Here is a 23865-nt window from a genome sequence, read left to right as displayed (position 1 = left end):
AGAATTATTAGAAAAGTTTCATGACAGACAACTCCACATTAAAGGATACCAAATATTCAGTTGCCCGTATATAGAAATGCGATGATCCGCTTGCATTTACAGACGTCAATAAGCCCTCTGCTCGATGAGCGGGGCTAATATAATGACTTTTAGCAGCTATGCTTTTGAGTCATGATCAACGCTAATTTCCAACAAATAGTCCTTTCTCCGATATGGAGAATTGGATCTCTCCGTCCAGGTCGGTTCGCCATAGCCGAGCTCCAGCCGCAGCAAGTTTGGCAAGAACGTCCGGATGAGGATGACCGTAGCTGTTCGTTGCTCCAATCGAAGCTGCCGCACCCATTGGCCGCCAATAATGAAGCCATTCATCGCTTGTCGAGAATCTGCTGCCATGATGAGCTATCTTTAATACAGCTGCACGGTTGATTGGGTCAATGGCATGGTTGGTTTGGCGCATCAGGTCGATAATCGCATGCTCCGTAGACGCATTAATATCGCCGGACATAACGAATAATTGCTCGTAGATTCGAAGGGACAAGACGACGCTTAGCTCATTCTGCTCCTGCTGTACTTCAATAACGTCATTCGATTGTTGCGGCGGCCATAACACTTGAACATCCGTACTGTCATCAACATTCATCTCCATCCCCGCATAAACTCCGTACATGGGGATAGACTTGTCAAGCGCTGTCTGGATAAGCTTCTCTGCGTCCTCCGCTTGCTTGACCGATCCATTCCACCAAATACTTTTGACGGGAATCGATTCAATCACGGCCTGCAGTCCCCTTATATGATCGCTGTCAAGATGAGTAATCACAAGAACTTCAATCTCCCGCACGCCTCGTTTCATTAGAAGCGGTACTAGAAGCTTGCGTCCTACCTCGAATGGATCGCTTCTCGCACGCCATTCTTCGCCTGGCTTCACGAAAGATAAAGTACCGCCCCCGTCGATAAGCATATGCTTGCCTTCAGGCGTTCTAATGTGGATGGCATCCCCTTGTCCCACATCGATGACGCTGATCTTCGCCTTGTTATCCCATCGATCGGGATCGTATGCCAAAAATAAGAGTGTTCCTATAATCATTATCATTACAAGAGGCTTGTACGCTTTGAGGAATGCTTCTCCAGCCGTATGCTCCTCCCGTCTCGTTGACAAGTTAAGCCGTTGTCGCAACTCGATTAACGGATCGGGAAGCACGACAAAGTTCGAAGTGCCGGCAGGGTGCGGAATCGTGGGTGCAACCAACCGATCTGTTATCTGATCTATAGGATTGTCTTCATTAAGCTGAGGACGAACGCGCTGATTAAGCCAATGAAACGTCAAGCACAGTGCTGCCAGCCAAGCAGCAACCCACCATAAGGGCGGACTCGCCCAGATCGTTCGAAGACTATCGACCGCAGCTAACTTCTCGACAAGAGCGAACGTCCAGTCGTTGGCATAATGGGATACATAAGCGAGCGTCTTACCGCCGTCCTCCCATAACAGGCTGATAATGAGCGCACCAGCACCTATCGGCATGACGACAAAGCTAATAAACGGGACGAGAATGAAATTGGCCGGAAGCGACAATAGATGAAATTGGTTAAAGTAATAGATCGATATCGGAAACGATACAATCTGCGCGACGAGCGTCACTGCCGCGAGGTCAAGCAGCGCCTTGCCCCTGCGCCACTCAGGCATCGCCTTGCGCACTGGATTGACGCCGAGTATTAGCCCGATCGTGACTATGAAAGACAACTGGAAGCTTACATTCTCGAGGAAATAGGGATCGCAGATGAGCATAGCCAAAGCGGCTGCCGCCAGCAGATGCAGCCCGTCCTTAAGTTTGCCCAGCCGCGCCGCAAGCAGGCCGAGCATCGCCATAAGTCCGGCTCGCACGACGGATGGTGATGCGCCGGAGAGCAGGACATATAGCGGTACGGCAATCATGAGCAGCAGCAGCGTTCGCTCGCGCGTCAGCCTTGCGAGCCGCAGCAGTCCTCCAAGCGCGTAGAGGAACACCGCGACGTGCAGCCCTGAAATTGCCAATATATGCGTAAGACCAAGACGCGAGAATTGCTGGAACTGCTGCGGGTCTAGGTCCTCGCGAATGCCGAGGACGAGACCCTTCATGTACCCGGACTGATCGGACGGGTACAGGGCGTTCATCCGTGCGCCGAGGCTGTCGCGCACGGCATCGATGCGGCCGAGCATAGCGGCCGCGGTCCAGGCTGGGCCCGCCGACGCCTTGACGGAGGCGGCGCCTTTGACCTTGAGCAGCCAGTGGATGCGCTGGCTGCGAAGATAGCGGCGGTAATCGAAGCCGCCGCTATTCGTTGCTGCGGCCGGCTGCGCCAGCTCGCCGCTGATCACGACCTTGTCGCCGCGCTTCCAGCCCGCGGCAACAGCTTGCTCCGGCTGCTCCGCCAGCCGCACCTGAACGATCAGCCGCTCGCGCACGGCTCGCGGCTTCGCATCCCCCTTCACGCGCAGGCGATCCGTCCTGACGCGGAAGCTGACCCGGTCGCCGTCGACCTCAACGACCGACACGATAACCCCCTCCGCCTCCGCCTCGTATCCGGCTCGCGGCCCTTCCGCCTCGGCGGCGGCCAGCAGCTCCGGCAGCCCGGTCACGTTATGGGCATCCGCCCATAGACGCTCCCCTGCCGCAAGCCCCGCCGCGAGCAAGCAGGCGATCGCAAGTCTAGGCGACGCCTTCCCTAACAACACGCAGGCTGCGGCCGCGAACAAGGCCGCCCCGCCCGCATATACGACGCCTTGCGCGTTAAGTCCCGCGGCAGCCGCGCTTCCGCACACATAACATAGCACAAACCAAATAAGCGGCCTTCTGTTCATCCCGCTCCCCCTTTCCTACCTGCAATATCGCAACAAAATAACAAAAGAACCACCGCCGGCATCAAAAAAGATGCAAGCGGAGGTTCTTCCTCTGCCACTTTAATATGGAAATACGATTTACTACAATGTAATTTCCATCTGAGCTTGAGCCGGCGGATCGAACTGATCCAAGCTGCGAAACACAATTCCCTTCTGTTCCATTAGCGCAGCGACTTTCTCACTGTCCTTCGGATAGCTGCGATGATATACGATCTCTACGATACCGCTATTGGCAAGCATATTCGCGCACGTCCAGCACGGCTGATCCGTCACGTAGACGACCGACCCTTCGCGGTCTGCGCGATCGGTGAACAGGAGGAGATTTTGCTCGGCATGTATGGTCCGAATGCAGCGCTGCTTCTTCACAACCTGCTCCTTGCCGTCCACGAGCTTCATCTCGATCTCTTCCGCGATCATACAGCCCTCTTCCAGGCAATCGTGTACGCCCATAGGCGCGCCGTTATAAGCAGTCCCGAGCAGCTTCTTGCCCTGTACGAGCACGGCTCCGACATGTCTTCTTGGACAGCGCGATCGCGTTGACACCATGTAGGCGATATCCATGAAATACGTATCCCAATCTTTACGGGCAGTTTCTTGTGTTTCCTTCAACATTGTTCAGCTTCTTCCTCTCTCTTGCTCATGCTGCTTCTATCCTTCATGCTGTAAGCTTGACTATGTGCCGTTATGTTATGATTTCGTCTTATGCACCTTGTTGGCTTAGCGTAAGCGCCTGACTTAGGTCTGCCAAAATATCGTCGATGCCTTCCGTTCCGATCGACAAGCGAATCATGCCCGGCGCAACGCCTGCTGCATCCTGCTCATCGGCCGACAGCTGCTGGTGCGTCGTACTCGCCGGATGAATGATAAGCGACTTCGAATCGCCGACGTTAGCGAGATGAGAGAACAGCTTAACGGAATTGATCACCTTCTTGCCGGCTTCTACGCCGCCTTTAATTCCGAATGTAAGAATAGCGCCTTTGCCCTTCGGCAAATACTTCTGCGCCAGCTCATAGGATGGATGGCTTGGAAGCCCCGGGTAGTTCACCCATTCAACCGACTCATGAGCTTCCAGGAACTCGGCCACCTGCTGAGCATTCGAGCTATGGCGCTCCATACGCAAATGCAGCGTCTCAAGTCCTTGCAGCAGAAGGAACGAGTTGAACGGCGATAAAGCGGCGCCCATATCGCGAAGCAGCTGTACGCGAGCTTTAATAATGTAAGCTATCGGACCAACCGCATCCGTATAGACAACGCCGTGATAGCTTGGGTCCGGTTCGGTAAGGCCAGGGAACTTGCCGCTTGCCTTCCAATCGAACTTGCCTCCGTCGACGATAACGCCGCCAATCGATGTGCCGTGACCGCCAATGAACTTCGTAGCGGAATGGACAACGATATCGACGCCATGTTCAATCGGACGGCACAGGTAAGGGCTTGGGAACGTATTGTCCACGATGAACGGAATGCCGTTCTCATGCGCGATCGCCGCAACAGCTTCCAGGTCGATAATATCGCCCTTCGGATTGCCGATCGTCTCCGCGTATACGGCTTTCGTGCGCTCTGTAATCGCGGCGCGGAAGTTCTCCGGATTCGAAGGATCTACGAATTTGACTGTAATGCCAAGCTTCGGAAGCGTCGTGGAGAACAGGTTGTATGTACCGCCATACAGGCTTGTCGCAGAGACGATCTCGTCACCGGCGCCTGCAATGTTCAGCAGTGCATAAGTAATAGCAGACTGGCCGGATGCGACCGCGAGTGCTGCCGGAGCACCTTCTAGCTCAGCTACGCGCTTCTCGAATACATCCGATGTCGGGTTCATTAGGCGCGTATAAATATTGCCGAATTCCTGCAAAGAGAATAAGCTTGCTGCGTGATCTGTATCTCTAAATCCGTACGACGTCGTTTGGTAGATCGGTACTGCGCGCGACATTGTCGTTGGATCGATTTGTTGGCCTCCGTGGACGGCTACCGTATCAAGTGAGAGCTTGCGTTGTTCGGACATCTAATTGAACGCCTCCTATAAAAGTAAATGATAATGGCACTACGGTCAAAGCCGGATCCTTGCCTCGTCAGCTTCAGACTCCAACTGCAACCGCTTCCTTCCATTATCTCACAATCATGGACGAGCCACAATGCCCTCTTTCATGCCCGCAAGCAGCTTTTCGCCTATTCCTCGCACTCTGAGCAGATCATTTACCGTGGCAAAAGGACCATTCTTCTCCCTATCTTCGACAATAGCCTGCGCCTTAGCGGGGCCGATTCCTTTCAACGCATCCAGTTCTCCTGCGGTCGCTCGGTTAATATCAAGCTTGCCAGTCTGGTCATCTTCAATAATTAGCTCGCCGTCCGCTTGAGCATCATCAGCATCAGTTGCGCTACCCGTCTTCCCTGCTTCGTCGTTCACAGCGCGTTTCTCCTCACCCTCATGAGCATCGCCTGCCTCATTCTTTGAACCAGCCGCCTCCTCACCGCGCGTTGAAGCATCCGGCTCCAGCTCCTTCAAAGCAAGCTCCACCTCGTCATTCAATGCAGTCCATTGTTCACGGTTATCCTGCTTAGGCTGAGCGAATGCTGCGACGAGCAAAACCGCTGCCGCTGCTAGACAAACCGCCGCCGGCAGCCATAACTTCATCTCCACACGAGCATACTTTTTTTGCATTACGCAACAGCTCCTCTTTATTTTCATATATTAGCTAGAAGTGTCTGTTATCTTAATTGCGTGCATATGGAACAAGTCATGCAGAATATGGTAAGAGAGTACGCAAACGCGGCTTATGCTTAGGGGGGCTCCGCATGAATGTCGGATTTATCGGGACGGGAACGATGGGAAGCCTGCTGATTGAGGCTTTTATCGCATCGGGCGCGCTTTCGCCTGCACAAATTGTTATTAGCAACCGCACCTTTGCAAAGGCGCAAGCTTTGGCTGACCGTTACTCCGGCATGACAGCAGAGACGACGAATGCTGCGGTTGCTTGCGGCAGCGAAATTGTTTTTTTGTGCATCAAGCCTCATGAGTTCAAGAAAGCGGTCGACGATTTGAAGCACATCGTCCATCCCAGTCAAATCATCGTGTCCATCACGAGTCCCGTGCTGATCGCCCAGCTCGAAGACGAACTGGACTGCAAAATCGCAAAAGTCATTCCAAGCATTACGAACCAAGTATCGAGCGGCGCAACGTTATGCATCTATGGCAAACGAATGAACGAGGCGGATAAAACGAAGCTTGAACAACTCCTTGCCTACATTAGCGAACCGCTTCGCATTCAAGAATCCCATACGCGAATCGTGTCTGATTTATCGAGCTGCGGTCCAGCTTTCTTTACCTTCCTGCTGGAGCAATTCATCGAAGCTGCAGTCGAAGAAACGGGGATCGCGCGTGAAGAAGCGCGCAAGGTCGCAAGCGCGATGATGCTAGGAACCGGTTTGCTGCTGACGGAGGGCGGATTAACGCCTGCCGACGTGCAGGAGAAGGTCGCCGTACCAGGCGGAATAACGGCGCAAGCACTGGAATACTTGAAGCGTGAGACAGGCGGCATGTTCAATCAGCTTATTCGCACGACACATAATAAGTATAAGGACGATTTAATCAAGGTTTCCGCCTCATTTATGAGCGAAGAGGTGAACGGGCAATAGCTGTGCTTCAGCTAAAGCCCGCTCACCTCTTCGAAGTTTTGCGGCTGTATTCGTATTAGTTGGCTACGATGTTAACAAGCTTGCCTTTTACGGCAACCACTTTGCGAACGGTTTTGCCTTCGATAAGCTCTTGAACCTTCTCGAGCTCCTTCGCCAGGCGTTCCATCTCGTCCGTTTCTGTATCGGCAGCGATCGAGACGCGTTCTACGATCTTGCCGTTCACTTGTACGACAATCTCTACCTCTTGATCGACCGTCCAAGCTTCCTCGTACTTCGGCCACTCGGAATACGTAATCGTCTCCGCGCGTCCAAGCTTCTCCCACAACTCTTCCGCAATATGCGGAGCGATCGGTGACAGCATTTGCAAGAACTGCGCCATCGCCTCACGCGGAAGCACTTCCGTCTTGTAGGCTTCGTTAACGAAGATCATCAACTGGCTAATGACCGTATTGAAACGAAGGTTTTCGTAATCCTCGGTTACCTTCTTAATCGATCGATGCCATGTGCGCTTGAACGCATCGCTAGTATCGCCATCCGTTATTTTCGCGCTCAAGCTGCCGTCCTCGTTAATGAACAAGCGCCATACGCGGCTCAAGAAACGGTATGTGCCTTCAACGCCGTTCGTGTTCCACGGCTTCGTCGCTTCAAGCGGCCCCATGAACATTTCGTACATGCGAAGCGTATCTGCGCCGAACTCGCCTACAATATCGTCCGGGTTGATGACATTGCCGCGTGATTTGGACATCTTCTCATTGTTCGTACCAAGAATCATCCCTTGGTTAACGAGCTTGTGGAACGGCTCCTTCGTATCGACAACTCCAATATCGTACAGCACTTTATGCCAGAAGCGCGCATACAGCAAGTGAAGCACCGCATGCTCCGCGCCGCCGATATACAGATCGACCGGCAGCCATTCCTTTTGCTTCTCCTTGGAACAAATCTCGTTCTCGTTCTTCGGATCGATGAAGCGCAAGTAATACCAGCAGCTGCCTGCCCATTGCGGCATCGTGTTCGTCTCGCGGCGAGCATTCAGCCCCGTCTCAGGATCAATGGTATTGACCCATTCAGTGACGTTCGCCAGCGGCGATTCGCCCGTTCCGGACGGCTTGATCGCATCGACATCAGGCAGCAGCAGCGGCAGCTGATCCTCAGGGACAGGCTTCATCGTTCCATCCTCCAAGTGGAGAATCGGAATCGGCTCGCCCCAATAGCGTTGACGGCTGAACAGCCAGTCGCGCAGGCGATAAGTCACTTTCCCTTGGCCTTTGCCAGTCTCTTGCAAATGCTTAATCATTGCGGCAATTGCCTCTTCATTGTTCAGGCCGTTAATGAAATCGGAGTTAACATGCGCGCCGTCTCCAGCATAAGCCTCTTTCGTCACGTCTCCGCCTTCAACAACCTCGATAATCGACAATCCGAACTGCTTCGCAAACTCCCAGTCGCGTACGTCATGACCAGGTACGGCCATAATTGCTCCCGTGCCGTAGCCTGCAAGCACGTAATCGGCAATCCAGATCGGCGTCTTAGCTCCATTCACCGGGTTGATCGCATAAGCGCCAGTGAATACGCCTGTCTTGTCCTTCGCCAAATCTGTACGTTCCAAATCGCTCTTGCGAGCAGCAGCGTCTTGATAAGCTTCGACAGCAGCCTTCTGATCGGCTGTCGTAATGGAAGCTACCAGCTCATGCTCAGGTGCAAGCACGCAATACGTAGCGCCGAACAGCGTGTCGGGACGGGTTGTGAACACAACTAGCGAATCGTTATGGCCGTCAATTGCGAACGTCACTTCCGCGCCCGTCGACTTGCCGATCCAGTTGCGCTGCATATCTTTAATGCTTTCCGTCCAATCCAGCTCTTCCAGATCTTCAAGCAAACGCTCCGCGTACTCGGTAATTCTCAGAATCCATTGACGCATCGGCTTGCGAATAACCGGATGGCCGCCGCGTTCGCTTAGGCCGTCGATGACTTCCTCGTTAGCAAGAACGGTGCCAAGCGCCGGACACCAGTTAACCGGAACCTCTGCTACATAAGCAAGTCCGCGGTTGTACAATTGGATGAAAATCCACTGCGTCCATTTATAATAATCCGGGTCCGTCGTGCTGAACTCGCGATCCCAATCGTAGGAAAAGCCCAACGATTTGATTTGACGGCGGAAGTTGTCGATATTTTTGAACGTAATGTCTCTTGGATGCTGGCCTGTATCGAGCGCGTGCTGCTCGGCCGGCAAGCCGAAAGCGTCCCAGCCCATCGGATGAAGGACATTATAGCCCTGCATGCGCTTGTAGCGGGATACGATATCTGTTGCGGTATAACCCTCGGGATGGCCTACATGCAAGCCTGCTCCAGATGGATACGGGAACATGTCGAGTGCGTAAAATTTAGGTTTGCCTTGCTCTTCCTTCGTTTGGAACGTCTTGTTCTTATCCCAATATTGCTGCCACTTCGGTTCTACAACAAGCGGGTTGTAGCCGTGAAATTGCTGCTCCTGACTCATCATCTATTCCTCCTACAAAGTTAAACTTACTCACGATTAAGCGCTCAATCCAAGGCTAGGCCTAGATTGCAATAAAAAAACTCCCGTCCCTAGCGTATTACGCTAGGGACGAGAGTTGAGCTCCCGTGGTACCACCCTAGTTAGCGACAGGCATGCTTTGCCTGTGCTCACTTGTCGCCTTTATCGCAGGCCAGACGGCGCGTTTGAATAACGCACAGCTCCAAGGCGAGATTCGTTCCGCAGCAGGTCCGGCTTACACCCTTACACCGGCTCTCTAGGCCTTGCTTTGCGAAAGTACTGCTCCTCTTCAACGCTTCTATGGATGAAAATAGTTATTTTCGATTATAAAGATCGTTATGCTCTGTGTCAAGATCCGACAAGCGTCCGTCTCATATACCTAACGCTACCGATAAGGATAACCAACAATAATAAATGGATTAGCAGTACCCATACCGCATTCCATTCGCCTATAAGAACGACGAACGTCCACAAGAAAAGCGGAGCAAGCTGAATAAAGCACAGCAAGAAAAGGGTGATAACCATCCATTGCTTCAACATTTGCCGATTGCTGTCCATGGTTACCATAACAATTGAGAGCAATACAGCGCCAAGTCCGATCGATACAAAGCCCCATAGGTGCACGGTCTCCCGCTCCGATCCCATTTCCATGCCAAGAAAGCTGTAGTCGAAAAACAGATCGCCGATATAACAAGCGCCAATGGTCAAGGACATAAATGCCGCGGCTAACGCGTACACGTAACTTTTTCCGATCATGCGCTGCCAACTCCCCTCATCTTGCGGCCGAATGCCTCGCTTATCGACACAACAGCGAAAATAAGCGTAAGCCACAAGGTACACCACATGGACTGATCAAATAATCGTTGAAACAGCCCCATACTCCATCCGTCCTCGCCAATAATCCAATAAGCAATCCGATTTGGAACACTTAAGCCGTCGTTTGCTGCCGGATTAGCGTTGGCGGCAATTGTGGAAACCAAGGAAACGTTCGCGATTAGGCTTAAAAGAACCGCAAGAAGCAACGTTTTCGACCAAGGCGAGTTGACAGATGCCGCTTTGGCTGCGAACGCAAATCCTATCACGATAAAGGCGCATCCGATTAGGTAGAGCACAGCTTATCCCTCCGCATTGTAAAGTTAGACTGCAATCTACTAAACGGATTCGCTTTACATAAAGTTGCCGAAATATCCCAATTATTGCGAGTTTACGGTTTTGTCGGCAGCCGCATACCACCCAGCAGCCCCGAACAAGATCGAAACGGCCAATATCATCCATAACGATGCCGACCATCCATGCGTCGCGTCATGCAGCAAGCCGAATAGCAACGGCCCGGTCGCAGCCAGCAAATAACCGATCGATTGCGCCATGCCCGATAGCTGTGCCGATTGCTCCGTATTGGACGTTCGAAGTGCGAAGAACATGACTGCCAAGCTGAAGCCCGCGCCTCCAGAGATGCCTAAGAGCATAATCCATAGCGGAATCCAAGATGACGGTCCGGCTAACAGCCCCACATAGGAGATGATTAGCAGAATAGCCGAGAATAAGGCGAGCGGCCGTTGACTGCGCCTCTTGGCTGCGAGAATAGGAACAATGAACGTCGCAGGAAGGCTGACGATCTGGAGCATGAATAGCATCCAGCCTGCTCCGCTATGGCTCATGCCGCGATCATGCAATATCTCCGGAAGCCATGAAATATTAACGTAAAACGTGAATGATTGCAGCCCCATGAACAGAGTCACTTGCCAAGCCAGCGCTGATCGTGTCAGCTTGTTGCCAGTCTTGTTGGCGCTTGCTGATTTCCTGCCGCTACCTTCGCTTTGGAAGAAATATTTCAGCTTGTTGAGCCGCCCGCGTACTTGAGGCAGCCATGCAGCTGCGGCTATAAGCGCGAGCAGCGACCACGAAGCCAGCATGCCTTCCCAGCCGAGCTCAAGACTTTCGGCCATTGGAATGCTGAAGCCTGATGCGAGGCCGGCGCCGAGATTCATGACGACGGAATATAGCCCTGTCATCACGCCTAACGAGCCTGGGAAATCTCGCTTGATCAGACTAGGCAACAGTACATTGGCAATCGCAATCGCTATGCCGAGCAGCATCGTTCCGGTAAGAAGCGCTGCCAAGCTTGGGAGCGAACGGATGAGGATAGCTCCGAACAGCAACAGCATAGATAGAAAAAGGCTGCTTTTTATGCCTATCCGGCTAGCCATACGCGGCGCGAGCGGAGAAATCAGGGCAAAAGCAAGCAGCGGCAGCGTTGTCAGCAAACCGGTCATCGTGCTGGATAAACCGAAAGTCTGCTGAATATTCGATACGATCGGGCCGACAGCCGTAATTGGAGCGCGCAAATTAAGGGCCATGATTAATATGCCTGCGATTAATAACGAGGTGCCGTTAATGGCGGAAGACGATACCCCGTGCGCATTCGGCAAAGATTGTCCTGATTGAAAACTTTTCACGATGAAGTCCTTCTCTCCTGTTGAATAAAGCTCTAAGTTGTTAAATATGCGAGTGGACTGCAGAACCTATGAAGGACAAGCCTTCACTCTGTACCAATACTCATAAGCTTGTATGTACCCGATCTTGTCATATAATCGGTTGGCAGGTTCATTCGCTTTGACGACAAGCAAATAACCGTGCGTTGCGCCTTCCTTCTTAGCCCAACCGAGCAATTGCCGAATAAGCTTCTCGCCGTAACCTTTGTTGCGGAACTGCGAATCCGTAACGATGTCGTACAAGCCGACCCAGCCTTGCTCAAGCGTTGCGAAACCGCAGGCGACTGGAATGCCGTTATCGTAGAGCAGTCCATAACATTTCTTAATCGATGAAGACGCCAGCATGTTTCTAGTGGCGGATTTCTGCCCCTCCGTTAAGCGATTGAATACGGCTACCGCATCCAACCACAGCTCAGTGAGCACAGGCTCAAGGGAAATGTCCGAATCCGGACCTGACGGAAGTTCAGCATCTTCAAGAGCGACCGTCTTCACGCATGTGCGGTCAATCAATTCATAGCCCATATCGGCCAACACACCGTCCAGTTCAACGGGTTTGGCGAATGGCGTTATTTTAAAAACAGTCGGTGAGTTCATCTCACTGTATATCGTCTCACAATGACGGATTTTCAACTCAAGCGGAAGCGTATGCCCATATAACGGCTGGACCGAATTCGACCGCTTCGTATATCCGTCAGCCGTGCGTATAAGCCAGCCGTCGTATACCGTCGTCTGAAGCGCCGGCCAGCCGTTAAGGCTCATCTCCTCGAGGTTGAAATGGATCAGTCGCTTGATTTGATCCATATGATGACGGTCATGCCAGATGAAATCCTTCAAATACGTTTCGAATTGAAACGGATGACCGTCAGCGTCTGTATATGCGTCTTCATATTCGGTAACGCTCAACCCTTCTATGACGCTAATAACTCGACGGCGAATCGAAACAGCGTGTTCGGCCAGCTTCCGAATTTCCGTCGAAGTTCCGTAAGCCTTGGAGATTTCGTTAAACGTATCATAATCCAAGTGCTTAACCGTAAGAGATTCCATTCTGGCGGCTTTGGCAACTGCTTCCTCAAAGAAATAATCGTCCCAACGCGCGATATGCGCCACAACTTCGCGAACCGACCATTTACCCTCCGCAATGCTCTGATTCCACAGTTGTTCGCCAAGCCGCTCGATATGATGGATGAATGTATTCCATGAATCGAATTGCTCAAGCAATTGCGCTCTTGACTGCTGATCCATACTCCTCGCCCTCTCCTCCCAATAAGTGTTAACCACATGAAGTCAAATCCGATTTTCATAGATTCTATCACTTGAAGGGTACCGCCACAATGAGAAAAACTCCTATCGGAGTACTTCGATGATGAGCGACCTACAAGTTTGCGTAGCAAACTCTCTTCGGAAGCAAAGAAGTTTTTATCGCCAATCTGAATGATCTCCTTTACGCTTTATCGCTGTAAAGCACTTAAAAGTTCTGATTTGGTAAAAAAAAGCCGCCAATTCGGCAGCTGCTGCAATATGGTTATAGTAGTCCGAATCTCTCCAGCTGGTCATGCTTATTCTCCTTTAGAAGCAACTCGCGCTGCTTCGCTCCAAGAAGATCAAAATGAGGAAATGGATCTCGATTGTGAATATATCGCGGGTTCAATCCATTATCGAGACACCAGCGCGACAGCTTCGCCAGATCGGAGCAGCCGACCTTCGTTACGGTTCGCATATCCGGAAATCTCGGATCAAGCCAGTAATGGGTCAGAAACGCGATATCGCCCCCCGCGACCGCCGTTTTCCAACTCTCCATCTCCGCTCGCGTTATGCCAAAAGCCATGTTGAGCCGTTCCTCCTTTCCCTCGTCATCTCAGCCTAACAGAAAGGTTTAACTATCCTTCTATGCTTGCGATTCATTTACGATTTGCTTGACTCTGCCGACCTGACCGTCCGTCAGACGCACTTTAATGCCATGCGGGTGGTTCGGCGAGTTAGTAAGTATATCCTTGACGATGCCTCGCGTAAGCTTGCCTGTACGTTGATCCTGTTTCAGGACAATATCAACCGTTAGCCCCGCTTTAATCGCTGATCTGATTGTGCCATTCATTTTTTTATCATTCCTCTGCTAATCTTCGATGAAAATCAGCATAACATATGTAATGTAAAGATGCACATTAAGTGGACAACTGTTATACTAGTCTTCAAACGATCGAAATGAAATGAGGAAATATACGAATGTCTAACGCTTTTAAAGCTTTGGGGATCAGCCCCGAATTAAGCGATTTGCTCCAAAAGAACGGAATAACCGACCCAACCCCGGTACAAAAGCAGACGATACCGATGCTGCTCGAGGGACAGGACGTCATTGCGCAAGCGCAGACCGGAACAGGCAAGACGATGGCGTTCGCGCTTCCGATTCTCCAGCGGATCAACACGGAGAAGGAGCAGGTGCAGGCGCTAATTCTAACGCCTACCCGCGAGCTTGCAATCCAAATAACGAGCGAGCTTAAGAAGCTTGCGCCTATAGTCGGAGCCAGCGTGCTGGCCGCTTACGGCGGTCAAGACGTAGAGGCCCAGATTCATAAGCTGAAGCGTGCGCCGCATATCGTCGTCGCAACGCCAGGCCGATTAATTGACCATATGAAGCGGCAGACGATCAATCTCGGCAAGCTGCAGATGCTCGTGCTCGACGAGGCTGACCAAATGTTGCACATGGGCTTCCTGCCCGAGGTGGAGAGCATTGTCACCCAAACGCCTCGCGCTCGTCAGACGATGCTGTTCTCGGCTACTATGCCGGATGCGATCAGACGCCTAGCTGCAGAATATATGAAGACGCCATCGGATGTTCGAATCCGCAGCGCGAACGTGACGCTCGATAATATTAAGCAGCTAGTCATCGACACAACGGACCGTACCAAGCAAGACGCGCTTGTACACCTGCTGCAGCTTCACCAGCCTTACTTGGCTGTTATCTTCTGCCGCACGAAGGTGCGCGCGAAGAAGCTGAACGAGGCGCTGCAGGACCTGGACATCGAGTCCGATGAGCTGCACGGCGACTTGACGCAAGCTAAGCGCGAGCAAGTGATGAAGCGCTTCAGAGACGCACGTTTACAAGTGCTTGTCGCTACGGACGTAGCGGCGCGCGGACTTGACGTTGACGGCGTTACGCATGTATACAATTACGATGTCCCGCAAGATGGCGAGCTGTATATCCATCGGATCGGCAGAACCGGACGCGCCGGTCATAACGGTATGGCGATTACGCTTGCTACGCCTTACGACAAAAACAATCTGTTGCTTATCGAGCAAAGCATTAATGCGAAGCTTGAGCGCCGTAAGATCGATAACGAAGGCGTCTTGTCAGCATCTAACGAGCAAGGCAGCGAGCGCGGGGCTGGACGCGGCAGAACCGGCAAGCCGGTTAGCGCTGGCGGCAGTGACCGGTCACGCGATGCTAAAGGCAAAGGCCGTGGACGACAACGGAGCGAAGGTTCAAGCAGCTTTAAGTCTGCTGGCCGAAGCGGCGGACGCGAGCAGAAAAATGAAGGCAGACGCGGCGACAGAAGCACTGAACGGAGCGCAAGCGCAAGCACGGAGAAGCCAGGCTGGGACGTTCCCCGCGCCGCTGGACGCGGTGCAGAGCGCTTCGCAGAACGTGATTCTTCAGCACCTCGCGGCGCTGACCGCGGACGTGGAAGCCGTGCTGGAAACGACGGAGTATCTGCCGGTAAGCGCGGCGGTCGCGCCAGCGGCGGCGGAAACCTGGAGCGCGTAAGAGACGGTGCTCACGTAGCGGGACGCGAGATGGATGCGGTCAACAATCCATGGACGGCACTGCGAGGAGAATCGAAGCCAAGCGGCCAAGGCGGTCGCGGCAGCGCTAACCGCAGCCGTGGCGCAGCACGCGGCAACATGTCGGGCGGCGCAGGCAGCAAGTCCGGACAGCCTAGAGGCGGCAAGTCCTCCGGCGGCAGATCCTCTGGCAGACCGGGCGGACCGGGCGGTCGCGGCAGATAGTAAACAAGGGTAAGAGGCAAGCACTGAGCAGAGCTATCTGCTTCGTGCTTGCCTCTATTTTTTATGTGCCGCCGTCTTTTGTCCGTACTTCATTTAAGATACATATTTCCGCAGTGCAGCAGCAACGCCGTCCTCATGGTTAGATAGCGTGACTGCGCCCGCTGACTGCTTAACAAGCTCTGGCGAGTTGTCCATCGCAATGCCTAACCCCGCGAACTCCAGCATCGAAATATCGTTATAATAATTGCCGATAGCCAATATCCGTTCCCGATCGATCCCCCGGCTTAGAGCCAGCTGCCTAAGCGCTTTTCCTTTGTTCGCATCCGCATGCTGCACATCGATGAAGAAATCCCCGCTCCGGATCGATTGAAGCTGCCTTGGCCATTGGTCCCATTCGGATTGCACGACATCCATCTGCTCTTTGCTTCCGAATATCGTGAATTTCAATAGCCCTGACGGCAATCCAGCTGCAAAGTCAAATACAGAAGGTTTCGCGTGGAAGCGCGCATACATCACTTCCGCTTCAGGCGTCATTCGCTCGACCATCATGTCAAACGCAGTATTTAAATCAAAATGAACGCCGTTCTCTTTGCAATAAGCGATATAGGGGGCAAGGTATTCCGGGATAATCTCGTATTGATGAACAACCGCCAGGTCATACGAGCTTACTGTCGCTGCGCCGTTATGCGAGATGAGGGTTCCTGCAAGCTCCAACTGCTCCATGATCGGCAACACGCCAGACGGTCCGCGTCCCGAACATAATACGATCTGAGCGCCTTTTGCAGCCGCCTCCTGAACGGCTTCCCGCACTCCATCGGTTAAAACATGGTCGTCGGTAAGCAAGGTTCCGTCTACATCCAGTGCAATTAAATCGTAATTCAAAGCCATCTCTATCTCTCCCATCCTGTTGTAGCGGTACTACCCGCTTTGTCTCTATCTCTATGAGTTATTTGCAAACCATTACGTTCGTTTGTATGTGCGCAAGAGCTCTACTTCCTCTTCCAAAAGTTCGCGATATTCACCCTCCGGCAAATGATTGTCCAACTGAAGCGGTCCCATGGACACTCTTTTTAGAAAAATCACTTGTTTCCCGACCGATTCGAACATACGCTTTACCTGATGGAACTTCCCCTCTTTAATGGTGAGGGTGATCATTGAGATCACATCTTCGCCGCGTTGCTCCTTGCTATCGATTCGAAGCTCGGCAGGCATCGTCACATAACCGTCGTCGAGCGTTACTCCAGCAGCGAATTGCTGCCGATCCTGTTCATCGACGTCTCCTAGAACATGCGCTACGTAAGTTTTGTCCACATGCTTCCGCGGCGACAGCAGTTTGTGCGCGAGTTGACCGTCATTCGTAAGCAGCAGCAGCCCTACCGTATCCTTATCGAGCCTTCCCACAGGAAAAGGCGACAGTACACGATCCTCAGGCGCCAGCAGATCGATGACCGTTCGCTCCCTGCCGTCCTCTGTTGCGGAGATAACGCCGGGGGGCTTATTCAGCATGAGATAGACGACCTCCTTATAGGCGACGACCTCACCCTCGAAAGAAACCTCATGCACATCCGGATCGATAATGAGGCCGCTATCCTTCACCGGCTTGCCGTCTACTGCCACTTTCCCTTGCTTGACCGCCTTCTTAATCTCGCTTCGCGTACCGATTCCCATATGAGACAGCAGCTTATCGATTCTGATTCGCTTCGCCATTTTATATCCATCTCCATCCTGCTGGAAGCTCATTTTTTATCATGCCGCCCGCATACTTCGCCCAGCCGAGCGGATAACCGTCTGTGCATACGAGCACATACCCTTTCGCGATAACATCGCTTTGTCTAACAATATCCCCATCCTCCGCAAACAACGTCTCTCCGCGCAAATACCGCTGCGTCTGTGGGTCATCCGAAGGGAAGCTAATCGATCTTACGGCTTCTTGCGCCGTCAAGCCCATTGCTAACGGCTGTGAAGGAACGAACTTGCCTCGGTCAGCCTCGCCGACGAACCAGCCTGCCCTAACGACTTTGAGCCCATTAAGCGACGGGACACTCTCAGGCTGCAGATAAACCCTTGAACCGTAGGCGATTGGTTTGCCTTCCCATGCTTCCGAACCGATTACGTATTGACTTGCATATGCCTTCCACAAGCTGATCGGATCTTGATCGTCCTGTACGTCCTTCCTTCCGCCGGCAGCACGTCCGCGATCGGCGGCTGATTTGGCGCCTCGCTTGTCCCTTTGCTGCGAATGACGTCCGGAATCGCGTCCTCCGCGTGTATCGGCTGCTCTCAGCAGTTTATCCTTCGCATAGCGGGACGGGGGAAGAGGAGCTTCTGCGGATGCTAGCACCCGCTCCTCAGGCACAGCACTCGACTCGCTGTCCATTACTGGAGGCACCGCTTCACGTCTCCTTAATACAGCCGCGTAATGGCCCTCTCCTTCGATCCGATGCGGCCAGAGCCGAACAGTGCCCTCTATGCTGCGCAATCGTTTCTCGTCAAGCTCAGCGGCGGCTGACGATGCCGCCGCAAGGTCTGCTCTTCCTTCCGCCCAGCCATAACGATGCGCTACCGGAACAACTTCAAAGTCGCTATGATCAGCCAGCAATTCAGCGATCTGCCATTCATCTTCTTCAGGCGAGAAGGTACATGTCGAATAGACGAGTATTCCTCCTGGCGCAAGCATCCCGGCAGCATGGCGCAATATATCCCGCTGCATCGCCGCGCATCGCTCGACGGAATGCTTCTCCCAATCGGCAATCATCGATTCGTCCTTGCGGAACATCCCTTCACCCGAGCACGGCGCATCAATAAGGATCCGATCGAACCATTCCGCGAAAACAGGAGCAAGAGCTGCCGGCTCTTCGTTCAGAATAACGGCATTGCGAACGCCTGCCCGTTCGATATTTTTGGTCAGCGCTTTCGTCCGCTCCTGCGCATTGTCGTTCGTAACGAGTACGCCTTTACCTTGAAGCTTGGCCGCAATTTGCGTGGACTTGCCTCCGGGCGCAGCGCATAGATCAAGCACTTTATGACCCGGCTTCACATCAAGCAGTTCCACCGGCGCCATCGCGCTGGGCTCTTGGATATAATACAGCCCTGCATAATAATGCGGGTGCTTGCCCGGCCTGTCTTCCTCGGCGTAATATAGTCCATCCTGGGTCCATGGAATTGGACGGACGCGATCGCCCATCGGGGACAACTTCTTCCAGTCGCCGCTTGTCAGCTTCAGTGCATTTATTCTAAGCCCGTATACACGCGGCGCAGCATAAGATGCCATAAAATTGTCATATTCGCTGCCGAGCAGCTTTTCCATCTTTTGCGTGAATTTTGTAGGCAAATGGCCGATCATACGGTCTCCTCCTGCTAATTGTCTAGGTTGCGGTCTGATGTACAAACGCAATCGGCTATGTTGTATAATAGAATATAATGTGGACAAGACCTGCTAGAGCATAATTGCTTGTCCGTTCAATAAAGAGTTGGAGGCTGAATACTTTCATGAAAAAGAAAAAAAAGTTCAAAATGTTTTATGTCTACATCGGAATCATAGTCGTCTTGTTCGGCGCAATCATTTATCTTAATAATAACGAGACAATTAACGCTTTGTACGACAAACCTGCCTCCAAGCTGAATCCGGCTACGCGTGAACTGCTTGACGACCCTAACTATCAGAATATCATATTGCCGGCTGAATTGGATAAGAAGATCGCCGATAAGGAAGATTTCTTCGTCTATCTGTTCGCTTCCGACTGCGGTTTTTGCCGCCAAACGACACCTGAGCTTATGCCGCTGGTCAAGGAGCTTGGAATCGACCTTCCGCAGTTCAACCTGCGTGAATTCGATTCATACTTCAAGAGCTTGAAGGTTGAATACACGCCAACGCTCGCTTATTTCAAAGACGGCGTTGAAGTCGAGCGCATGGAAGGCGGCATTGCTGCCGAAGGAACAACCCAAGGTTATACGCTGGACGATTTCAAACAATTTTTCAATAAGTATTCGGGAGAAGCTGCCCAATGATAGAGCATGATCAAACGCCTGCAGTTGGTGTTCATGCTCCCAAGACAAGCGGAAGCGGCAGCAGCGCCCGGAGCATCATGTACGGAATGCTGCTCGCCTTCGCTTTCATTACGCTGCTTACGGCATGCGGCTTATCCGATGACGACAAGCAGAAGGGCGCCGAGCATCAGCACGGTTCGGAAACGTGGCAGTCAACGGCCTCTCCTGACGTTCTTCCCGATTTCCTATCCAATCATACCGAGCATACGAGCGATCTCTATCGTGCTGTTCATCAGCATGCGGACATTATGGCCCAAATGAATTGCTACTGCGGCTGTATGGACGGTTTGGCCGTAGAGACGCCTCATGACTCCTTGCTTCGCTGTTACTTGGCAGAGCATCCTGCTGGCGAAGACGGCGTCACATGGACCGATCACAGCACGGGCTGCGGGATATGCAAGAAGGAGATGGAGATGGTCATCGACTTGACTAAGCAGGGTAAGACACCAGACGAAGTCCATGCCGCAATTGACGAGGCGTTCAAGCCGAATAAAGCCAGCTAATAACGAAGAATCAACAAAACCTCCAGCCGCACAGTGCGCTGGAGGTTTTGTTTTATGATGTGGCGCAATTAGGATTGGCTTGCCTTCTTCGCTTTGCTGATTGCAAGCTGTATATCGGACGATAACTGACTGAGACCTTGATAATCTTCTTTCTCGAACAGCTCATTGAACTTCATCTGGTATTGGGCCGCTTCGCGCACGCGATGGAAGTAATATAAATCTTGGATGCCCTTCAGCACCTTCGATACGACATTCGACTGCTCCTCGAATTCCGTCTGAGCATCGAGAATTTCTTTCCGAATGCTCGTCATCTCGTTATCAAGCAGGAATGCCGCCTCTGACGCTTTCTTCAAACGCGCGCGCACATCTTCGGGCAAGCTTTCCTTAAATTTATAATTAAGCGAATGCTCGATCGTTGCCCAAAAATTCATGGCCAACGTCCGTATCTGAATTTCTGCGAGCACTTTCGTATACCCGAGCGCCGTCTGAACCGGATACTCCACGATCATATGGTAGCTGCGATAACCGCTGTCCTTGAAGTTTGTAATATAGTCCTTCTCGTAAACGAGCGTCAAGTCCTTCCGGCTGCGAATTAAGCTTGCCACGCGGATAATATCGTCTACGAACTGACACATAATTCGTATTCCCGCTATATCCTCAATTCCCGTATCCAGCTTATCTGCCGGAACGTTAAGCCGCTTCGCCTTCTCGAGAATGCTGGATATCCGTTTCACTCGGCCGGTGACAAACTCTATTGGCGCATACGCCTCTCGAATCTTTAATTCAACTCGCATCGTCTTAAACTTCACTTTCAGTTCTTCAACCGCTTGTTCATAAGGCTGTAAAAAAAGACTCCAATCTCTACCGTCCATCCGGCCGCCTCCTGTTCCTAACGATGATCTGCGCCAATTGCTTCGGCAATATTCCGATAGCCATCCTTGCGCAAGCATTCCTTCAGTCCGTTCGTTAATTCGCGAAGCAATCCTGGCCCTTTATAGATGAGCGCGGTGTATATTTCAACCAGCGACGCTCCTGCGCGGATTTTATCGTATGCATCTTGAGCTGTAAAAATGCCGCCTGAGCCAATAATAGGCAATTGTCCGCCTGTCTGGCGGTAGACAGCGCGAATTACCTCAGTCGAACGGTCGCGAAGCGGCTTGCCGCTAAGACCGCCAGCCTCGCCAGCGTTGTGATGGCGAAGCCCTTCGCGCGATAATGTCGTATTGGTCGCAATAATACCGGATACGCCGCTCTCCATAATGGTATTGACCGTATGCTCAAGCTCGTCGCCCGTCATGTCGGGAGCAATCTTGACGAGAATCGGCTTTGTCTTCTGTCCCGATTTCGCTCCTTGACGGCTCATCTCCTCCATAACGGCGGCAAGCAGCTTGCGCAGCTCGTCGCCATGCTGCAGATCGCGCAACCCTTGCGTATTCGGCGAGCTAATGTTAACGACAAAGAAATCACCGTAGTTATATAACGTACGAATGCAAGCCTCGTAGTCTTCATGAGCCTGCTCATTAGGCGTTACTTTATTTTTGCCGATGTTGACCGCGATCGGGATTCGGTTGATTTTGCGACGCGCCAGGCGGCCTGCCATCGCTTCCGTCCCTTCATTATTGAAACCCATTCGATTAATAAGCGCTTCATCCGGCGGAAGACGGAACAACCTCGGTAGCTCATTGCCAGCTTGTCCCTTCGGCGTAACGGTGCCAACCTCGGCGAAGCCGAAACCGATGCTGGAGAAGCCGTCAGCCGCCTTGCCGTTCTTATCAAGTCCAGCCGCAAGACCAACTGGATGGGGAAAATGAAGTCCGAACAGGTCCATCTTCAGCTCAGGTGAAGGGGCAACTCCGTACATCGTGTGCATCATACCTGTCATGCCGGGAATACGCCCGCCTGTTGCTAACCCATCAATGACGAGATGATGCGCCTTTTCCGGATCCATTTTGAAAAAAATCGGTTTGAGAATAGAAGAATAAAGCAACTTACCACTCCGTTCCAAGATGTATGTTCTACGGAACAGTTTATCTTTTTTGCGACAAAAAGAAAAGAGCTGCAACCATATGAAAACGCTAGCATGGTTGCGGCTTTGGAAGAAAACGATTACAATGGAAACAGCTATTTTCATTAAGAGATAGAAAGGTTGATTGTCGATGAGCACAACCAAAAGAAAACCGCCCGTTATGAAAACAAAGCCGAAGGAAGAAGTAAACAAGAAAGCTCTGATCTGGATCGGCTCCATCGCTGCCGTAGTTGTAATCGCGGTCGCCGTTCTTCTTATCGTATCCTAGTATTGCACTCGCTAGCCTAGTTCAACCATTCATACACTTTGACGGGATTGGTTTCATCCTGCTTCGGTTCCAGCTTGAATCTAACGGCTGCGGACTTCGAATCAGATGGAAGCGTCCCGTTTTTCACTTTCACTGGCGTTCCAAGCGGCACAAGATCGTACAGCTCCTCAACATCGGCTTTGCCCATGCGGATGCACCCTAGCGATTCATCCTTGCCGATGCTGTCCGGCTCATCCGTTCCGTGAATCGCGTAAAGCGTGTTCGACAATGTCATGCCTCTGCTGCCGAACGTTCCGTTATCGCTCCCATTCGGATTTTTCACCTTCTCGCTTATGTAGAAGCTGCCTTCCGGCGTGCGATCCGCTCCTAAGCCAACCTTATAGCTGCGAACGATGATATTCCCCTGTACGACAGCCAACCGATGGGTAGACTTATCGACTACAATCTCCAGCGGCTTGCTCCAATTCGGCTCCAAATAGCCATTCGATCCGACAGCTGAGGCCGTCCGAATCGCGTTGCCGTTGCCATTCGAACCGCTCGATGCTTCCGTTCCCTTCTCGCCGCTCTGACCAGCCTGCTCCTTCGTTTTCAAACGCTCAAGCACTTCGCGGAATACTTCTCTCATGCCTTCCTTCTCGCCTGCAAGCACATTGTTCGGATAAGGTCTTACGAGATCCTCCAGCTTGCCCGGCCAATTTCCATACAGCTTCTTATATTGCGTGACCGCGCTGCCAACCGTCCAATGAAGCTCCTGCTTCGTCTGCCAATCGCGGTACTCTTTGTAAATGCCGGACGACTCCGCAGGAATGCAGTTGCATGTATTGGAGTCGAACATCGTCGCACCCAGTTCATTGCCGTCAGACGATCGCACGCGGCGGCTTCCTTCCGCACTCGTATCGTCCTCTTCATCAGACTGCTTCACTTCTACCGCCATCACAATCGTTGCGCGTCCCGTCCATTTACGCCAGCCTTTGTCCTCTTCCAGCTTGGCCGCGATCGTCTTAAGAGGTGCCGATTGGCCAGCATTCATAAGCCCTTCCCAAGCATAGCCTACCGGACGAAGCTCCTTCTGAGGAACTAAGATAACGCCGACCTTGGAAACCGTCTGCTGCGATCCAATAATCGGCGATACTGCCTCTTCATGATTCAACTCCCGGCCGGCGGGCAAGCTTAAGACAACCCCCATAAGCACAATAGCAACGAGCGCTAACCGTCTGGCAGTCCGTTTTTTCTTCTGTTTCTGGCTCCATTCCTTCAAAAATTGCAACTGATGCTCGGCGAGCGGATGGCTCTCACGCTCGAATGCATCATATATTTCGCCAGCCTGTATAAAACAATAATTTGCTTTTCCTTCCTTGCCGGCGAGCAAATATTGCTTGCCGAGCAAATACCAGCCCATTTGGTTGTCGGGATGCTGCTTCACAAATTGCTTCAAATAGAATATGTCCTCCGGCGATTCCATCCCTAATCCCTCCATTAACATGTATATATCCTATATCGGTTAATTGCT

22 protein-coding genes and 1 other annotated feature are annotated in these 23865 nt (G+C 52.2%); of the genes, 5 read left to right on the top strand and 17 right to left on the bottom strand.

Annotation, left to right across the window (positions count from 1 at the left end; all coding sequences use genetic code 11):
• Window positions 1-181: 181 nt before the first annotated feature.
• The 4 genes from AC0YN0_RS11700 to AC0YN0_RS11685 form a co-directional block, all read right to left on the bottom strand.
• Entirely contained in the window at window positions 182-2836 is a 2655-nt protein-coding gene (locus AC0YN0_RS11700; RefSeq protein WP_475821416.1) for a ComEC/Rec2 family competence protein, read from the bottom strand.
• A 120-nt stretch (window positions 2837-2956) separates the two neighbouring features.
• A complete protein-coding gene (locus AC0YN0_RS11695; RefSeq protein ID WP_337101556.1) occupies window positions 2957-3487 on the bottom strand; it encodes a deoxycytidylate deaminase in 531 nt (176 codons plus the stop codon).
• 88 nt (window positions 3488-3575) lie between these two features.
• Window positions 3576-4874 (bottom strand): homocysteine synthase, encoded by a 1299-nt coding sequence (locus AC0YN0_RS11690; RefSeq protein WP_442051767.1) that lies wholly within the window; start codon window positions 4872-4874, stop codon window positions 3576-3578.
• 114 nt (window positions 4875-4988) lie between these two features.
• Entirely contained in the window at window positions 4989-5531 is a 543-nt protein-coding gene (locus AC0YN0_RS11685; RefSeq protein ID WP_475821415.1) for a ComEA family DNA-binding protein, read from the bottom strand.
• Between the two features lie 134 nt (window positions 5532-5665).
• Between AC0YN0_RS11685 and comER the strand changes: the two genes are divergently transcribed.
• The gene (gene comER / locus AC0YN0_RS11680) at window positions 5666-6505 is read left to right on the top strand and encodes a late competence protein ComER (protein WP_442051769.1); all 840 of its coding nucleotides are present in this window, start codon (window positions 5666-5668) and stop codon (window positions 6503-6505) included.
• Between the two features lie 55 nt (window positions 6506-6560).
• Here the strand turns inward: comER and leuS are convergent, their stop codons facing one another.
• The 7 genes from leuS to AC0YN0_RS11645 all read right to left on the bottom strand — a co-directional run bounded on the left by leuS (window position 6561) and on the right by AC0YN0_RS11645 (window position 13601).
• Window positions 6561-8999: a leucine--tRNA ligase gene (leuS, locus tag AC0YN0_RS11675; protein WP_475821896.1), complete on the bottom strand. Its 2439-nt coding sequence runs from the start codon at window positions 8997-8999 to the stop codon at window positions 6561-6563.
• A gap of 101 nt (window positions 9000-9100) precedes the next feature.
• Window positions 9101-9319: a binding site (T-box leader), on the bottom strand.
• A 46-nt stretch (window positions 9320-9365) separates the two neighbouring features.
• Complete coding sequence (locus AC0YN0_RS11670; protein WP_442051770.1) at window positions 9366-9773, bottom strand: hypothetical protein; 408 nt, start codon at window positions 9771-9773, stop codon at window positions 9366-9368.
• Window positions 9770-10099: a hypothetical protein gene (locus AC0YN0_RS11665; RefSeq protein ID WP_475821414.1), complete on the bottom strand. Its 330-nt coding sequence runs from the start codon at window positions 10097-10099 to the stop codon at window positions 9770-9772. The genes AC0YN0_RS11670 and AC0YN0_RS11665 overlap by 4 nt, the downstream gene beginning before the upstream one ends.
• Window positions 10100-10210: 111 nt before the next feature.
• A complete protein-coding gene (locus AC0YN0_RS11660; protein ID WP_475821895.1) occupies window positions 10211-11374 on the bottom strand; it encodes a CynX/NimT family MFS transporter in 1164 nt (387 codons plus the stop codon).
• A 165-nt stretch (window positions 11375-11539) separates the two neighbouring features.
• The gene (locus AC0YN0_RS11655; RefSeq protein ID WP_475821413.1) at window positions 11540-12751 is read right to left on the bottom strand and encodes a GNAT family N-acetyltransferase; all 1212 of its coding nucleotides are present in this window, start codon (window positions 12749-12751) and stop codon (window positions 11540-11542) included.
• Window positions 12752-13031: 280 nt separating this feature from the next.
• Window positions 13032-13334 carry a hypothetical protein gene (locus tag AC0YN0_RS11650; protein WP_442051773.1) on the bottom strand — a complete coding sequence of 101 codons (303 nt, stop codon included), beginning with the start codon at window positions 13332-13334 and terminating at the stop codon, window positions 13032-13034.
• Window positions 13335-13394: 60 nt separating this feature from the next.
• Window positions 13395-13601, bottom strand: a complete 207-nt coding sequence (locus tag AC0YN0_RS11645; protein ID WP_442051774.1) for a YwbE family protein — start codon at window positions 13599-13601, stop codon at window positions 13395-13397.
• Window positions 13602-13729: 128 nt separating this feature from the next.
• Between AC0YN0_RS11645 and AC0YN0_RS11640 the strand changes: the two genes are divergently transcribed.
• Window positions 13730-15511, top strand: coding sequence for a DEAD/DEAH box helicase (locus AC0YN0_RS11640; protein ID WP_475821412.1), 1782 nt, complete (start codon window positions 13730-13732; stop codon window positions 15509-15511).
• A gap of 93 nt (window positions 15512-15604) precedes the next feature.
• On the opposite strand, the gene AC0YN0_RS11635 is transcribed toward AC0YN0_RS11640, so the two are convergent.
• The 3 genes from AC0YN0_RS11635 to AC0YN0_RS11625 all read right to left on the bottom strand — a co-directional run bounded on the left by AC0YN0_RS11635 (window position 15605) and on the right by AC0YN0_RS11625 (window position 18854).
• The gene (locus AC0YN0_RS11635; protein WP_475821411.1) at window positions 15605-16399 is read right to left on the bottom strand and encodes a Cof-type HAD-IIB family hydrolase; all 795 of its coding nucleotides are present in this window, start codon (window positions 16397-16399) and stop codon (window positions 15605-15607) included.
• A gap of 72 nt (window positions 16400-16471) precedes the next feature.
• Complete coding sequence (locus AC0YN0_RS11630; protein ID WP_475821410.1) at window positions 16472-17218, bottom strand: pseudouridine synthase; 747 nt, start codon at window positions 17216-17218, stop codon at window positions 16472-16474.
• Between the two features lies 1 nt (window position 17219).
• The gene (locus tag AC0YN0_RS11625) at window positions 17220-18854 is read right to left on the bottom strand and encodes an RsmB/NOP family class I SAM-dependent RNA methyltransferase (protein WP_475821409.1); all 1635 of its coding nucleotides are present in this window, start codon (window positions 18852-18854) and stop codon (window positions 17220-17222) included.
• Window positions 18855-19000: 146 nt separating this feature from the next.
• Here AC0YN0_RS11625 and AC0YN0_RS11620 point away from each other — a divergent pair, with 146 nt between their 5' ends.
• Window positions 19001-19519, top strand: coding sequence for a thioredoxin family protein (locus AC0YN0_RS11620; RefSeq protein WP_475821408.1), 519 nt, complete (start codon window positions 19001-19003; stop codon window positions 19517-19519).
• Window positions 19516-20061, top strand: coding sequence for a PCYCGC motif-containing (lipo)protein (locus AC0YN0_RS11615; RefSeq protein WP_475821407.1), 546 nt, complete (start codon window positions 19516-19518; stop codon window positions 20059-20061). The genes AC0YN0_RS11620 and AC0YN0_RS11615 overlap by 4 nt, the downstream gene beginning before the upstream one ends.
• Before the next feature lie 68 nt (window positions 20062-20129).
• On the opposite strand, the gene yjbM is transcribed toward AC0YN0_RS11615, so the two are convergent.
• Window positions 20130-20933, bottom strand: coding sequence for a GTP diphosphokinase (gene yjbM / locus AC0YN0_RS11610; protein ID WP_337101538.1), 804 nt, complete (start codon window positions 20931-20933; stop codon window positions 20130-20132).
• A gap of 17 nt (window positions 20934-20950) precedes the next feature.
• Entirely contained in the window at window positions 20951-22048 is a 1098-nt protein-coding gene (locus AC0YN0_RS11605) for a quinone-dependent dihydroorotate dehydrogenase (RefSeq protein ID WP_475821406.1), read from the bottom strand.
• Between the two features lie 169 nt (window positions 22049-22217).
• On the opposite strand from AC0YN0_RS11605, the gene AC0YN0_RS11600 reads away from it, so the two are divergent.
• The gene (locus AC0YN0_RS11600; protein WP_337101536.1) at window positions 22218-22355 is read left to right on the top strand and encodes a hypothetical protein; all 138 of its coding nucleotides are present in this window, start codon (window positions 22218-22220) and stop codon (window positions 22353-22355) included.
• A 16-nt stretch (window positions 22356-22371) separates the two neighbouring features.
• On the opposite strand, the gene AC0YN0_RS11595 is transcribed toward AC0YN0_RS11600, so the two are convergent.
• On the bottom strand, window positions 22372-23817 hold the full coding sequence (locus tag AC0YN0_RS11595; RefSeq protein WP_475821405.1) for a L,D-transpeptidase: 1446 nt from the start codon (window positions 23815-23817) through the stop codon (window positions 22372-22374).
• Between the last annotated feature and the right edge of the window lie 48 nt (window positions 23818-23865).

It is taken from the genome of Paenibacillus sp. J22P218, from assembly GCF_056269195.1.
The sequence above is the reverse complement of the archived record's forward strand: the minus strand, read 5'-3'. Positions and strand labels throughout refer to the sequence as shown.